Source organism: Thiocystis violacea (genome assembly GCF_016583565.1).
GTDB lineage: Bacteria > Pseudomonadota > Gammaproteobacteria > Chromatiales > Chromatiaceae > Thiorhodococcus > Thiorhodococcus violaceus_A.
Genome location: NZ_NRRF01000007.1, coordinates 75449 through 90873, shown reverse-complemented (window position 1 = coordinate 90873; position 15425 = coordinate 75449). Strand labels below are relative to the sequence as shown.

General features: G+C 64.5%; 8 protein-coding genes. 1 reads left to right on the top strand and 7 read right to left on the bottom strand.

Features of this window, described 5'->3' with window-relative positions; genetic code table 11:
- Positions 1-186: 186 nt before the first annotated feature.
- Positions 187-1758 carry a PKD domain-containing protein gene (locus CKO23_RS04815; protein ID WP_242482224.1) on the bottom strand — a complete coding sequence of 524 codons (1572 nt, stop codon included), beginning with the start codon at positions 1756-1758 and terminating at the stop codon, positions 187-189.
- A 1083-nt stretch (positions 1759-2841) separates the two neighbouring features.
- Here CKO23_RS04815 and nhaD point away from each other — a divergent pair.
- Entirely contained in the window at positions 2842-4278 is a 1437-nt protein-coding gene (nhaD, locus tag CKO23_RS04810; protein ID WP_200328628.1) for a sodium:proton antiporter NhaD, read from the top strand.
- Positions 4279-4322: 44 nt separating this feature from the next.
- Here the strand turns inward: nhaD and serB are convergent, their stop codons facing one another.
- The 6 genes from serB to rng form a co-directional block, all read right to left on the bottom strand.
- A complete protein-coding gene (gene serB, locus CKO23_RS04805) occupies positions 4323-5546 on the bottom strand; it encodes a phosphoserine phosphatase SerB (protein WP_200328627.1) in 1224 nt (407 codons plus the stop codon).
- 204 nt (positions 5547-5750) lie between these two features.
- A complete protein-coding gene (pmbA, locus tag CKO23_RS04800) occupies positions 5751-7100 on the bottom strand; it encodes a metalloprotease PmbA (protein WP_200328626.1) in 1350 nt (449 codons plus the stop codon).
- 75 nt (positions 7101-7175) lie between these two features.
- Positions 7176-8618 (bottom strand): metalloprotease TldD, encoded by a 1443-nt coding sequence (gene tldD, locus CKO23_RS04795; RefSeq protein ID WP_200328625.1) that lies wholly within the window; start codon positions 8616-8618, stop codon positions 7176-7178.
- 84 nt (positions 8619-8702) lie between these two features.
- Positions 8703-9533 (bottom strand): carbon-nitrogen hydrolase family protein, encoded by an 831-nt coding sequence (locus CKO23_RS04790; RefSeq protein ID WP_200328624.1) that lies wholly within the window; start codon positions 9531-9533, stop codon positions 8703-8705.
- 185 nt (positions 9534-9718) lie between these two features.
- The gene (locus CKO23_RS04785; protein ID WP_200328623.1) at positions 9719-13759 is read right to left on the bottom strand and encodes a YhdP family protein; all 4041 of its coding nucleotides are present in this window, start codon (positions 13757-13759) and stop codon (positions 9719-9721) included.
- A 128-nt stretch (positions 13760-13887) separates the two neighbouring features.
- Positions 13888-15342 (bottom strand): ribonuclease G, encoded by a 1455-nt coding sequence (gene rng, locus CKO23_RS04780; protein ID WP_200328622.1) that lies wholly within the window; start codon positions 15340-15342, stop codon positions 13888-13890.
- Positions 15343-15425: the final 83 nt, after the last annotated feature.

The following is a 15425-nucleotide window of genomic DNA, read 5'->3' as shown; positions in this document are numbered from 1 at the left end:
CGCGCCCCGGGCGGAGACAGAGGATGCGCGCCCTTGACCATCTTTGAGCAAGGCACAGGCTCGACCCGAGCGACCACCCGCATGGGTGGCCGCCGCCCGAGCCGAATAGACAGGATTCTGTTGGGCCAGAACGCAAAAAGCGCCTCACGAGGAGGCGCTTTCCGGTTCGGGAAGGCTGTGATGCTGTTAGTCAGCCAGCTCTGCCACGAAGTATCCGACGGTTTCGGAGAGGTGTCCGAGCTCGGAATCCTTCGACTGCTCCTCCTGAACCCACATCTTGACAGAGCCGGTCGTCATGTCCTTCAAGCGCAGGGAACAAGGATCCGAACCATTCGTGGTTTGCATGTCGGCCAGGAAGACCGGCGCGTCGCCAAAGGCGTTGTCGTAGGCCAGCGTGGAACGATCTTGGTTGATCCCGCTCGGGGCAAAGCCGACGTCGAAACGCATCCCATCCACTTCGACCGAGGACGCCTGCCAGGCGATGTAGTCGATTCGCTCCGCCGCATGGGTCTGGCTGTTGAGTTCTTGTTCTTGCATCTTCACGAAAAAGCCGTTCGCGCTGGTCTGTCTGATCCGCGAGGTGACGGCGTCTTCCTCGTTGACGCTATTGATCGAAGCGAACACCACGGGCGCCTTCGAGAAACCTGCGCCAAGCTCCTGGAACTGGAAGGCAGCGGTCGCATCCGTCGTCAGAGAGCCGGCCTCCACCAGGATACCGTTCGGCAGCTCATACTGGCCGCGCTCCATCGCGATGTAGCTTGCCAGCTCGGTCGCGTGCCAACCATTCAGGTAGTCCCATTCCTGCACCCGAACCCAGAAACCCGTGCTGTCGACGTCGCGGATGCGAATCACCGCCGGATCGGCACCAATGCTGCTCAGACCTTTCGCGACCACGATCGGGTTTTCGAACGCCTGTTGGAAATCGATGCGTTTCCAGTTGTGATTGATCTGCATATCGCCGATCTCGATGGGCAGCGCTTGGATGACAGCAGTCTCAGAGGTCGTGCTCGCGGTCGCCGAGGTACCGCCGGATGATGCGGAGCTCGCAGCCGTCGCCAGAACGCTAATGTAAGCAACTTTCGTCTCGGACGCCGTACCATTGGGGCCATTGACTGTCAGACTAACCGTGTAGGTACCAGGCACGGAGTAGGTATGCACGGCCTTACCTGCGTTGCTCTGACCACCATCGCCAAAATCCCAAGCACGTGTCGTCACCAAGCTCGCGGAGGACTCGGCGGAAGCAGCGACCTGAGGCGCATCCCAATCGGATGAGGCCCCGCTACTGGACTGTGCTGACGACAGATCGGAGAAGGTGACGGTCAGAGGCGCCGAGCCAGACAGGGTGCTTGCCGAGAAATCCACGACGAGGGGGCTTTCGGTCTCTTGCCCTTCCCCCGCAGAAGGGGTTACGGAAATCTCGTTCGAGAAGGCGCTGCAGTTCGCGGCTGACGCATCGCAGGCGCGCACGGCGAAGTAGGTCGTCCCCGACGCGGTCAGCTCGACCGATGCCTCAGTGAGAGTCGTCGTCGTCGTGTTGTCATACTGCCCGCTCGTCGGACCATAGCGGAGCTCGTAGTGGTCGACGCGAACGTCGTCCACCGCGTCCCACTGGAGATCGACGACCTGGGTTACCGCTCCAGCCGCCCCATTTGCCATCGCCGTTAGTCCGAAAAGCACGGCTGCTTTGAATGCGGACCCGAGAATGGAACTCAGATCACAACCCTTGAGCGGCGAGTAACTTTGAAGGGGGCGCATCATGGCAATCACCTTAAGCAGTCCTGAGCGTATCGAATTCGTTTGTGTTAACTGGATCTCGATTTGGGTTTGCAGTCTGAAGAAGGAGCAGAGGACGCAAACCACATTTCAATCAAGCTCGGGAACAAGTTAACCAACTCGCGCAGAATCAAACTGTGATGCAGACGGCAATTGAACTCGGAGAGGAAAGCGGGCTAGAGAATAGGGATATTCGTCACACAGCGAATCGAGACGCCCATCACACAAGGCCTTCGAGAAAAAGAAAACCGCAGCTTGCGAGAAGAGAAAAGGGCCTTGCTCATGCGCCCGGGCCGGTTGACGAGGCTCATCCGTCCAGACAGAACCCAGGGTGCAACCCACCAGCGTCAAAGCCTGGCTCCGTGGATCTCGCGCTCGCCCGTGCGCCCCACCAACCGGCATGACCCTCAAGACTGAACGGTGACAACCACGGACGCACAGAACACACCCGACGACTCAGTAACAGACCACAATGAGTGCCCGCCTTTGACGCAAGACGACAAGAAAGACAAAGACGAAGCGTTCGAGGATCTACTCATTCGAGATAAAAAACGGGAATGAAAAACCAAACGTCGGCGCGGGAACCTATAAATAGAATGCAGAGCAGGAATCGGCGGAGATTCACGCTTCAGGTATTCGCCGAATCAAAATGACGAGCCGATTGGCGAAAGAGAGAAACCGAGCGACTCGTTCGAATCGCTTCTTATCGAATCATGAAAAACGAAAGAGGCCGCTCCAAGACCCATTGAATGCCTGAAAGAGGTTGCCTCAATAGCATTCACCACGAAAGACGCGAATACGAGGAGCCTGAGCAGGAAGCGCCCGAGTTACGAAATGCGCGCACAACCCGATCTTGGTCGATCGCAGTCAGACGCCCAACAGGCAGGACAGCGCGGTGCGCCGGGAAGGAATCACATGAGACTCATCCACTCGGCAGTGCGCAGAGAGGGCGGCCGCATCAACCGATCGCCGGCCGAGATGTCAGCCGCGGCATTTGCGGGCAAAATAGAGGGGAACGGACGCACCAGCGTCCTTGATCAACTCACGCCAGCGAAAAAGGGTGATTCGATGCAATCCGCGGTGACTCGAGCACTCGTCGTTCTGCTGCTCTCGATCTCGTCTCTCAGCATGCCGAGCCTGGCCATCGCTTCCAGCGGCGCCACGCACCTCGACCTCACAACCTCATGGGTCGGCTACGCTGCCATCCTGATCTTCGTCATGGCCTACGGCCTGGTGATGGCCGAGGAATTCACGCAGCTGCGCAAGTCAAAACCGGTCGTGCTGGCGGCGGGTGTGATCTGGATCCTTGTCGCCTACTTCTACACGACACACGAGGGGGATTCGCGTGTCGTCAGCGAGGCGCTGCGGCACAACATCCTGGAGTACGCCGAGCTCTTCTTCTTCCTGTTGGTCGCCATGACCTATATCAACACCATGGAAGAGCGCAACGTCTTCGAGGCCTTGCGCGGGTGGCTGGTGCGCGGCGGCTACGGGTACCGAAAGCTGTTCTGGCTGACGGGCTTCCTGGCCTTCTTCATCTCCCCGGTCGCGGACAATCTCACCACAGCCCTATTGATGTGCGCGGTAGTCATGGCCGTAGGGATCGAGAGCCCGAGGTTCGTCGCCCTCGCCTGCATCAACATCGTCGTCGCCGCCAATGCGGGCGGTGCCTTCAGTCCATTTGGCGACATCACCACCCTCATGGTCTGGCAGAGGGGCATCATCGACTTCCAGGCCTTTTTCCTGCTCTTCATCCCATCGCTCGTGAATTACCTGGTGCCGGCCTATTTCATGTACCGCGCGGTCCCGGACCTGAAGCCGCCGCCGCATGAGGAACAGACGCCTATGAAACGCGGTGCGCGGCGAATCGTGCTGCTCTTCCTCGCGACCATTGCCACGGCCGTGAGCGTGCACAGCTTCCTGCACCTGCCGCCGGTACTCGGCATGATGACGGGGCTCGCCTACCTGAAGTTCTTCGGCTACTTTCTGGTGCGCACCGGCGAACTCGCGACTGTCAAGGCGGGGAATGTCGAGGACACCATGCCCTTCGACATTTTCAACAAGGTCGCCCGTGCCGAATGGGACACCCTGCTCTTCTTCTACGGCGTGGTGCTCTGCGTCGGCGGCCTGGGCTTCATCGGTTATCTGGCGCTGGCCTCTGAGCTGGTCTATGTCGGTCTCGGCGCGACAGTGGCCAACACCCTAGTCGGCATCCTCTCCGCAATCGTCGACAACATCCCGGTGATGTTCGCCGTGCTCACCATGAATCCGGAGATGTCGCAGGGCCAGTGGCTCCTGGTCACCCTCACGGCCGGTGTCGGCGGCAGCCTGCTCTCGATCGGCTCGGCGGCAGGGGTTGCGCTCATGGGCCAAACCAAGGGCATCTACACCTTCTTCGAGCACCTGCGCTGGACCAAGTACATCGCGCTCGGCTATTTCGCGAGCATACTGACCCACTTCGTCGTCAACTTCTGGACCTTCTCAATCCCGGTTGGGACTGGGTAAGCCGTCAGTGAGTCGAGCGCGCTCGACTCACTGCTGACCGAGCGTTACGACTTCAGGCTCTCGACATCCCGATCGCGCATGCCGAGCAGGTAGAGGATGCCGTCCAGGCCGACGTTGGCGATGGAATGCCGCGCCTGCTGGGTGACGATGGGCTTGGCGTGGAAGGCGATGCCGAGGCCGGCGATGGAGAGCATCGGCAGGTCGTTGGCGCCGTCGCCGACGGCGATGACCTGCTCCAAATGGATGCCTTCACGCGCGGCAATCTCGCGCAGCAGTTCTGCCTTGCGCGCCCCGTCGATGATCTCGCCGGAGACCTGACCCGTGAGCTTGCCATCATGGAATTCGAGGTGGTTCGCATAGACGTAATCGACCCCGAAGCGGCGCTTGAGATGCTCGGCAAAATAGGTGAAGCCGCCGGAGAGGATGGCCACCTTGTAGCCGAGGCGCTTGAGGCTGGCGATGAGCCGATCCGCGCCCTCGGTGATCGGGAGCCGTGCGGCAATCCCCGCAAGCACCGACTCGTCCAAGCCTTCCAAAAGGGCCATGCGGCGGCGGAAGCTCTCCTGAAAATCCAGCTCGCCGCGCATGGCGGACTCGGTGATGGCGGCCACCTCGGCGCCGACGCCAGCCACGGCGGCCAGCTCGTCGATGACCTCGGTCTGGATCAGGGTCGAATCCATATCGAAGCAGACCAGACGTCGGTTGCGGCGGAAGATGTCGTCTTCCTGGACGGAGACGTCGACGTCCATCACCTGCCCCAGCGCCAGCAGGGCGCCGTGCAGCTCGGTGAGATCCTCCACGGCACCACGCACGGACAGCTCGACGGAGGCCAGCGGATGAGAACGCGCCTCCCGGCGCGAGATACGGCCGGTCAGGCGCACGATGCGATCGACATTGAGTCCGCGCTCGGCCACCACGGCGGCGACCTGTGCGATGTGATCGGCATCGATCTCACGGCCCAACAGCGTCAGGATGTGCCGCGGCTGGCCTTGTTCGAGCACCCAGCCCTCGTAGTCATCCGCATTGATCGGCGTGAAACGGATATCGAGACCCATTCCATGGGCGCAGAACAAGAGTTCGCGAAAGACGCCGCAGTCATCGCCTTCGCGCGGCAACTCGACCATGAGGCCCAGCGCCAAGGCGTTGTGGATCGTCGACTGACCGATGTCGAGAATGGGGACGTGGAAGCGGGCGAGGATCTTGGTCAGGGCCGCCGTGATGCCGGGCCTGTCCTCGCCGGCAACGTTGATTAGGACAATTTCGCTCATCGACGAACTCAGCTGGGCTCAGCGCAAAGGGCGTATTGTAGATGGCTGGAGCGCAGCGAAACACAGCGCAACCCGAGAGGCGGCCAAGCGAGGATGAAAAGCGCCTCGGCCTCATGACCTGATCGGCGCATCCGGACCATGGGCTTCGCGGCCCAGCCGAGGCCGATCCGATCATCGCCGTTCCGCCGGGGCCGGGCGTCCCAACTACTCCCCGGCGATGGTCATCCGATCGATCAGCCAGGAGCCGGTGCGGGTGCTACCCGGGAAGTCGCAGTCGTTACCCACGGCCACCAGGCCGGCGAACATCTCCTTGAGATTGCCCGCGATGGTGATCTCCTCCACGGGATACTGGATCTCACCGTTCTCGACCCAGAAGCCGGCCGCGCCGCGTGAGTAGTCACCGGTCACGGCATTCACGCCATGCCCCATGAGCTCAGTGACGAGCAATCCGGTACCCAGCTCGCGCAGCATGGCCGCGCGATCCTTCTCGCCCATGTCGATCCTGAGGTTGCGAACCCCGCCCGCATTGCCTGTGGTCGGCAGAGCGAGCCGACAGCCGGAGTAGGTGTCGAGAAGATAGGTCTGAAGAACCCCCGCGCTGATCAGGTCCTTTGGACGCGTGACGACGCCATCGCCGTCGTAGGGCGCGCTCGCGAGGCCGCGCAGCAGATGCGGCTCCTCGTAGATGCGCACGAAGTCAGGGAAGATCGGCTCTCCGACCTGGTCGAGGAGGAAGCTGGAGCGTCGGTAGACGTTTGAACCCGTGATCGCCGAGACCAGGCTGCGCAAGAGTCCGGTCGCGACCTCGGCACGGAAGAGTACGGGCGCCTCGCAGGTGCCGAGCCGTCGCGCGCCGAGCCGCGAGACCGTCCGCTCGGCGGCCCGCTCGCCGACCGTCCGGGCCGGATCCAGATCCATGGCAGCGCGTGCCGTGGTCCACCAATAGTCGCGCTGCATCATGTCGCCCTGCTGACCGATGACGGCGCAGTTCAAGCTGTGGCGCGTGGTCGGGTAGCCGCCCATGAAGCCATTGCTGTTGCCGGCGACATGCAGACCGAAGCTGGTCGAAAGGCTCGCACCCTCCGAGTTGACGATGCGCGGATCATAAGCACGCGCGGCATCCTCACAGGCCACCGCCAGCTCGATCGCCTGAGCCACCTCGATCGACCAGGGGTGACACAGATCCAGATCCGGCACCTCGGTCGCCAGCAGATCTGGATCGGCGAGATGGGCGCAGCGGTCTTCCTGCGTATGCTCGGCAATGGCGCAGGCCGCTCGAACGGCGTCGCGCACGGCCGCCGGACTCAGGTCCGAGGTGCTGGCCGAGCCCTTGCGATGACCGAAGTAGACCGTGATCCCCAAGCCGTTGTCTCGGGTGTGCTCGACCGTCTCGACCTCGCCGAGTCGAACGCTCACCTCCAAGCCCGAGCTGCTGCCGACAGAGGCCTCCGCCGCGCTCGCGCCCTGGCGCTCGGCCTCCTTGAGCAGGTCTTCGATGATCCCTTGCAGGCGCGCCAGGCGTTCGCCCGTCTCTTCAATGGTGGCAGTAGGCATGGAATCCGTTGTCAGTTGTCAGTTGTCAGTTGTCAGTTGTCAGTACGATTCGCCGCGGCGGGCATGGTGTCTGGCTCATTTGCCGGTTCCGCCGACGGTGAGGGAGTCGATCTTCAAGGTCGGCTGCCCGACACCCACGGGGACGCTCTGCCCCTCCTTGCCGCAGGTGCCGACACCCTCGTCGAGTTTGAGGTCGTTGCCGATCATGCTGACGCGGGTGAGCACGTCCGGGCCATTGCCGATGAGGGTCGCGCCCTTGACCGGTCGACCGATCCTGCCCTTCTCGATGAGGTAGGCCTCGCTGGCCGAGAAGACGAACTTGCCCGAGGTGATATCCACCTGCCCACCGCCGAAATTGACGGCATAGAGGCCCTTCTCGACCGAGGCGATGATCTCCGCCGGATCTCGACTGCCGGCCAGCATGTAGGTGTTGGTCATGCGCGGCATGGGGAGATGGGCGTAAGACTCGCGCCGGCCGTTCCCGGTCGGTGCCGAGCCGGTCAGCCGGGCGTTGAGCTTGTCCTGCATATAGCCGCGCAGGATGCCGTCTTCGATCAGCACGGTGTTCTGGCTCGGCGTCCCTTCGTCGTCCATGTTGAGCGAGCCGCGCCGTCCCGGCAGGGTGCCGTCGTCGACGACGGTGACGCCGTTCGCGGCGACCCGCTCGCCGATCCGCCCGGCGAAGGCGGAGCTGCCCTTGCGATTGAAATCGCCCTCGAGCCCGTGACCGATGGCCTCATGCAGCAGCACGCCCGGCCAGCCCGCGCCCAGGACGACCGTCATGGTGCCGGCAGGGGCCTCGACCGCGTCGAGGTTGGTGAGTGCAAGCCGCACCGCCTCGCGCGCGAACCCCAGCGCGCGGTCCTCGACCAGAAAGTAGCCCAGATCCGCGCGCGCGCCACCGCCACTGGAGCCCTGCTCCCTGCGTCCGTTCTCCTCGGCAATGACGCTGACGCTCATGCGGACCAGGGGGCGGATGTCGGCGGCCAATGTGCCATCGTCCGCCAGCACCATGACCGTGTCCTGCACCGCGACCAGACTGGCGACGACCTCGCGCACGCGCGGATCCTGGCGCCTGGCCTCCGCGTCGACGCGTTGCAAGAGCGCGACCTTTTCCTTATCGGGCAGGCTCTCGATCGGATTGAGTGGCTCGTAGAGCCGCCGCTGCATCGGCGCCCTACCCACTTTCACCCGCCCGTCCTGCCCCCCGCGCGCGATCGCCCTGGCCGCCTCGGCGGCCTGGGCCAGCGCGGGGAACTGCAACTCGTCGGAGTAGGCGAATCCGGTCTTCTCGCCGCTCACGGCGCGCAGACCGGCGCCCTGCTCGATGCTGAAGCTGCCGTCCTTGAGGATGCCGTCCTCCAGCACCCAGGACTGCAGCCGGCTGTACTGGAAATAGATGTCTGCGGCGTCGATGGAGGCGCTGGTCAGGCTCCCGAGCAGACGATCGAGATCCGATTCGGCGAGTCCGGCCGGTGCGAGGATGCTGTCGCGGGCGATGGCAATGGGGTCAGTCATGATTGGGGCCTGAGAACTCGCCAGAATGATAAGGGCCGACTCTGAGAGTCGGCCGAATGATCGTGTTTCCTGAAGACTGCGGCCTCAGACGCTGCATTTCAAACGACGGTGATGGATGGTGGGGAAGCTGCGTCGCACCGAGTCCTGGAATTCCCGGTCGATGGACGAGCGGATGTAGCCCGTTCCGCGCGGGACCTGCGCCAGAATGGTGCCCCAGGGATCCACCACCATGCTGTGCCCATGCGTCTCACGGCCGTTGATGTGAAAACCGCCCTGAGCGGCCGCAACCACGTAGGCGAGGTTCTCGATGGCACGCGCGCGCACCAACGGCTCCCAGTGCGCCTTGCCGGTGATGGCGGTGAAGGCGGACGGAATCGCCAGGATCTCGACCCCGCCATCCAGCATCTGGCGAAACATCTCCGGGAAACGCAGATCGTAGCAAACGGCCACGCCCAGCCGACCGAAGGGGCTGTCGAGCACGACCACTTCGCTGCCTGCCTCGATGATGGCGGACTCGTGGTAGCGCTCATCGACGCCGGGCAGATTGACGTCGAAGAGGTGGATCTTGTCGTAGCGCGCAACGCGCTCGCCCTTGTCGTCGAACACCAGACAGGCCGAACGGACCTTATCGGGATCGCTCGCGGCCAGCGGAATGGTCCCACCGACCAGCCAGATACCCAGCTGCTTTGAGATGCGCGCGAGGAAGGACTGCAGAGGTCCATCCCCGTCCGCCTCACGCACCTTGAGCTGATCCTGGTCGGCCTTGCCCATGAAGGCGAAATTCTCGGGGAGCACGACCAGGCGGGCGCCGTCGTCGCTCGCCTCCTTGATCAGCCGCTCCGCCTCGAAGAGATTTGCACTCACGTTGGGGCCGGTCGCCATCTGCACCGCCCCGATCTTCTGTTTGTCTTTCATAGCACTCGCTAACCAATCCTGCTCACGGAGCCGCGGATCAAGCGCGCATCCTCGGGCGCGCTGAGCCACCTCCTGCTCGTTGCGCTGCCAAGGCTTGGGGCGAGCAATGAACCGCCGTCAGACCGACAGAGGCCGCGTAACTGTTGCAACCATACCACCAGAGCGGCACACCCGAAACCGGAAGCTCATTCCAGATCCAGAAAATGGTTGGTGGGCTTGCGGGCTTCTCTGGCGCGATCGGCCGCCGCGGGCGACTTGGGCTGACTCGCCAGGGGATCCCAACCGATCCGCGTCATCTCCGGGTCGCCCCAGGGACCCGTGACCTTGTACTGGTAGCGCCCCAGGCGATCGATCGGATTGCCCGCCACCCGGTCGACCAGATAGACCGCCGCACCGATTACGGGGCCTCCGGCGACAGCGCTGGCCAAGGCGACGCTGGAGCCCAGCTTGGGCTCGACCGTGACGGTCTGATCGAACCGCTCGGTGGCCAGATCGGTCGATCCAGTCACCATCACCTTGCCCGCGGTCCCATCGATGAGGAAGTCGTCGAAGCGGGCCTTGCCCTGGCCGAGCGACAGGCGCCCGGAGACACCTTCGAACGCGAATCCCTGACCATAGAGGTCGCTGAAATCCAGCGCGAGTCGGCGACCGAGGGCACTGAAGTTGAGGAAGCCGAGCACACGCCCCACACCAGGCTCGACCGCGAGGAACCGCCCCGCTCCGACCTTGAGATCGATGGAGCCGTTCGAGCGCAGCAGCCCGGCCTCGCTCAGCGAGCCCGGCCAGCTGAGATCCACCTTGGCCGAGGCGTCCTTGGCTTCGAGTGCTGTCTTCTTGTCCAGCGCGGTGATCAGACGCCCCAGGTCCGGCGCGCCAAGGCGCAGCTCCACATGGCTGCGCCCACCGCCGACGCCGCGCGTCCAGGCGCCTTCGCCCTGCAGCGTGACCAGCCCTGGGCCAGCGAGCGCAACCCGTGGGATGCGCATCCCGGACGCATCCTGGCGCACCGACAGCTCCAGCGTCCCCAGCCGCAGATCGCCCCAGCTCAGCGCCTTGGCGCGCAGATCCAAGGACGGGATCTTCGCCATGTCATCGGCGTCCGTCTTCTTCGGCGCCTTCGCCTCTGGTCGTCCCCCGAGGGCCTTGAGATCCAGGCGATCCAGATCAATGCCCAGCGGGCGGGCCTGCGCCTTCGGGGCGACAGAGACGCGTCCGGCAAGCTCCGTGGCACGCACCCTGACTTGCCAGCCCTCGCGCAGCGGACCCGCATCCAAGGCCGCATTAGTCAGCTCCATTCCGCCGAGCTTGAGCCGGTCGACGTGCAGATCGAGGCCAAAGGTGGTGTCGGAGACGCTGTCGGCACCGGAGTCCAGGTCTTTCCCGACAGCGTCGAGCCAGGTGATCCATGGCCCCAGGTCCAGCTCCGCGAGTTGACCCTCGAGCACCAGCGCACCGGCGTCCGGCTCGGGCGCTGCTCGATCACCCAGCCTGATGCGCCCACCGAGCAGGCGCTTGGCCTGGGGACTGAGAGCGAAGCGCAGGTTTGCCCCGAGATCGCCCAGATGCCCCGTGACCGCCAGGGACTGGGCCGGAACCAAGGTGCCGCGGATCTCCAGGTCGCGCGCCGCGGCAGCCGGCTTCCCGAGAGGCGCGGGCAGCGTGAGCGCGACCCCTCGCAATGGCGAAGAGAGCTGGAAGTCCAGGGGCATCGTCTGCTGGTTGACATCGCGGTTGTGCAGGGTCACCGCGAGCGCCCAGTCCACCTTCCCCTTGACGAACCGCCAGGCGTCGGTGGGAAAACGCTCCGCCAGTGCCGTGACCGGGGTCTGGGCGCGCGCCTCGATCCGCGTGATGGAGGTGTCCGGATCGCCGATACCCTCGGTCGCGATGGACAGGGTCAAGGGGCGCCCCCAGAGCTGCGCGCGGATGGCCTTCGCCTCCAGGCTCTTCTCGGTGAAGCCGAGGCTGCCATCGAGCGCGGAGAGTTCGACGGGCGTGCCCGCGAGACCCAGTGTCGCCGGGGCCGGCCAGCTCAAGCGACCGGAGACGCCGAGTGCCGCATCCTTCTGGAAGGGCAGATCGATATCCAGGGCCAAGCGCGATTCACCGCTCACAGTCAGGATCTGCGCCAGGTGTCCAAGATCCTTGGCCAAGGGTGTCTCGATCAAGGTGCGCAAACCGTCGCTGAAGGGCCCCCGCGCCTCACCGTGAATCCGCAGCGACCGCGGGACCCACAGATCCGGCAACTGGGCCAGACCGTCCGAGAAGGCGCTATCGTAGATGCGGCCGCGATCGACCCGGATCGTCAGACCCTGGTTGAAGAAACGCAGCGACCCAGAGGCGGACTCGAGCGGTGGCCAGCCCTTCTGGTAGGCCAACCGCAGATCCTCGAATCCGATCAGCAGCTCGAAACGTCCTTGATTCTTGCGGAAGGGATAGTCCGCGAGCGCGCCGCGGAAGATGACATCGCCTTGCGTCACCCGCCCAGCGACGATCGACTCCTCCAGCCACGCCAAAAGCTCGGGCGCCATGGCGCCCGCAGGCAGATAGGTGCGCGTCTGCGCGGCGTCCGCGTCGTGGAAATTCGCGCGCAGATCCATGAAGGGACTCGCGCCATCGGCCGGAAGGTCGAGCGAAAGCTGCGCCCGGCCGGCGAGATCGGCGTTCTCCAGGGCGATGTCATGCGCAGAGAGGTGCCAGCCCCCAGCGGCGGCGCGTTGCCAGTCGAGCTGCCCACTGAGTTGGCTCAGGGCGATCGGCAGGGTGAAGAGGGGGTTCAGGTCGAGCGACATCCGCTCGGAAGCGAGCCGCAGCTCACCGCCGTCCTGGTCGGCGGACAGCACCCCATTCAACCCCTCGAAGCCCGGAAGGCGCGCCTTCTGATCCAGGCCAAGCGCTTCGAAGCGCGCCGACAAGGTCCAACGCCAACCGGCATCGCCGTCAGTCGCGGCGGGCGGCGCGACCCCGAGGGCCAGATCGCTCACCTGCCCCCGGGGATGGTGTTCGATCAATGCGTCGACCTGCCCAGGCACCGGCCACGGGCTGGTCTGCGACAGTCTCGCCAGGTCGGCCAGGTCGAGGCGAGCCGCGGTCAGGCCCAGGCCGGCCAGCCGCCAGGCATGCGAAAGACGCAGATCCAGGTCGAGGCCCGCGACCTGGACGGCGTTCAGACTCACATCGAGTCCGGCCACCTGCACTTGCCACCCAGCGGCGAGATGCCGCGCCCGCACCAGGGCACGCAGCCGCTCGAACCGCTGTCTCGCCCGAGCGCCATCCGCCACGACCCCATCGCCCTCGGAACGCGGCGGCGTCAGCGCCACATCATCCAGCGCCACCCGTGCAATGGACTGCAGCAGCCCGCCTCGCTCGATGCGCAGCCAGGTCTCCAGGGCGACGCCTCGGGTATCCAGCTGGACCTCCTTCAGCCGCGCGGCCGGCACCAGAAGCCCGAGGTTGCGCGCATCCAGCTTCACATAGAGCCCGCCGCTCCAAGACGAGGGATCCGATGGCGGACCGTCAAGGGACGCAACCAGCTTGATGTGGTTGCCCTCATCCACGCGACGTTCGTCGGGCACTGGGTCCGGATCCGGATCCGGATCCGGCGCCTGGCTGACAATCGGATCGGGAGGGACCAGTCGGGCGGTCAGCTCCATGCGGTGCCGGTCACCGGCATTCTCGAGCGCCAGACGGATACCGACCAGACGGGCGACCTTGCCGCCCAGGTTGTGGTCGACGTAGAGCACCTCGCTGTCGGCGAGATTCAAGCGACCCTGCCCCAGGAAGAGATCGAGCGCCCGCGGATCATCGCTGCGCAAGGCCCCGAGGCCGACGATCCGCAGATGCCCGTCCGCGAAGCGTTCGATCACCAGTCGCGCACCGATCAGGGTGAAGGCGTCGAACTGTGGCGCCCGCGTCCAGATCGAGGCCGGCAGGTTCAGATCCAGCTCCATCGCGCTCAGACTCAAGGCGACCTCGCCATCATCGGGCTTGGAGAGCCGAACCCGCTCCAGGGTGATGCGCGGTTCGAAACCGGTCGAACCCAGCCGCAAGGCACCGATGGACACCTGATAGCCCAGGCGCTGGCTCAGGATCTGGGCCAACTCCCCCCGAAACCCGTTCGCCAGCGGTTGGACGAAGCGGAGCACGCTGACCAGGAGCGCGGCGCTGACCAGGATGAGGAGTGCGAGGCGAAGCGAATAGGCCGCTAAGCGGTTGAGGAAAGGCATCAGCCCAGGCATTTAGCGTTGGAGGACAGAAACGGGCATTTTCGGGGATTCGATCCCGATCGGAAAACGCCCCGCTTTCCTTGATGTGCTACCTCGCCCCAAACAAGGCAAGTCGCCGAGTGCGTGCCTCAGATCAGGACGACGTCGTACTGCTCCTGGGTGTAGAGCGCCTCGGCCTGGAGACGGATGGGGCGACCGATGAATTCCTCCAGCTCCGCCAGATGCGCGGATTCCTCATCGAGCAGCCGGTCGATCACCTCTTGGGAGGCCAGCACGAGCAGGGTCTCGACCTCGAACTGGCGCGACTCGCGCAGGATCTCGCGGAAGATCTCATAGCAGGTGGTCTCCGCCGTCTTGATGGAGCCGCGTCCGCCACAGCAGGGACAGGGCTCGCAGAGGACATGCTCGAGCGACTCGCGGGTGCGCTTGCGGGTCATCTCCACCAGGCCGAGCGACGACACCTCGGTGATGTGCGTCTTGGCGTGATCGCGCGCGAGGCACTTCTCCAGGGCACGCAGCACCTGGCGCTTGTGCTCGTCCTCGGTCATATCGATGAAATCGATGATGATAATGCCGCCGAGGTTGCGCAGCCGCAGCTGGCGGCAGATCGCCTGAGCCGCTTCCAGGTTGGTCTTGAAGATCGTCTCCTCGAGATTGCGATGCCCGACGAAGGCGCCCGTGTTGATGTCGATGGTGGTCATGGCCTCGGTCTGGTCGATGACCAGATGACCGCCGGACTTGAGACTCACCTTGCGATGCAGGGCCTTCTTGATCTCGTCCTCGACGCCGTAGAGATCGAACAGCGGGCGCTCGCCCTGGTAGTACTCGATGCGCCCCTTGATCTCCGGGATGTACTTGCCGGCGAAGGGGACCGCCTTGTCGACCATGGCACGGGAGTCGATGCGGATGCGCTCGACCTCGGGCGTGACCAGATCGCGCAGGGCGCGCAGGGCGAGCGGCAGGTCGTCGTGGATGAGACCGACGCTGTTGACCAGGGCGCAGCGATCCTTGACGCCGCGCCACAGCTTGGCGAGGAAGGCCATGTCCTTGAGCAGCGCCTCCTCTTGAACGGCCTCGGCCGCCGTGCGCGCAATGAAGCCGCCCTCGCCCTCATGGGCCTCGACATAGCGCTGCAGGATGTCGCGCAGGCGACGACGCTCCTCCTCGTCCTCGATCTTCTGGGAAACGCCGGTGCTGCCCAGTGCCGGCATGCAGACGAGATAGCGCGAGGCGATGGAGATGTTGGTCGTGAGGCGCGCACCCTTGGTCCCAAGCGGGTCCTTGACCACCTGGACCACGATCATGTCGCCTTCGTGCACCAGTTCGTGGATCTGATCGCCACGCGACTCGCCCTGAGGCCCGAGGATATCGGAGGCATGCAGGAAGGCCGCCCGCTCCAGGCCGATGTCGACGAAGGCCGCCTGCATGCCGGGCAGGACGCGGCAGATGCGGCCCTTGTAGATGCTCCCGACCAGGCCGCAGCGCTCGGCACGCTCGATGATGATCTCTTGCACCACGCCGTTCTCGACCACGGCGACCCGTGTCTCCGGCGGGGTGACGTTGATTAGGATTTCTTCGCTCACAAGACCATCGACTCAGTTTCCATTCTTATAGTTTCGCCGAGCGCCTCGCCGAACGCACAGCCCGCCACAGACACGGCGCGACA

What these genes read in the sequence shown, in the direction of transcription:
- tldD (WP_200328625.1), bottom strand. Translation starts at nt 8,618, where the DNA reads ATGACTGACCCCATTGCCATCGCCCGCGACAGCATCCTCGCACCGGCC.
- CKO23_RS04815 (WP_242482224.1), bottom strand. Translation starts at nt 1,758, where the DNA reads ATGATGCGCCCCCTTCAAAGTTACTCGCCGCTCAAGGGTTGTGATCTG.
- pmbA (WP_200328626.1), bottom strand. Translation starts at nt 7,100, where the DNA reads ATGCCTACTGCCACCATTGAAGAGACGGGCGAACGCCTGGCGCGCCTG.
- CKO23_RS04790 (WP_200328624.1), bottom strand. Translation starts at nt 9,533, where the DNA reads ATGAAAGACAAACAGAAGATCGGGGCGGTGCAGATGGCGACCGGCCCC.
- CKO23_RS04785 (WP_200328623.1), bottom strand. Translation starts at nt 13,759, where the DNA reads ATGCCTTTCCTCAACCGCTTAGCGGCCTATTCGCTTCGCCTCGCACTC.
- serB (WP_200328627.1), bottom strand. Translation starts at nt 5,546, where the DNA reads ATGAGCGAAATTGTCCTAATCAACGTTGCCGGCGAGGACAGGCCCGGC.
- nhaD (WP_200328628.1), top strand. Translation starts at nt 2,842, where the DNA reads ATGCAATCCGCGGTGACTCGAGCACTCGTCGTTCTGCTGCTCTCGATC.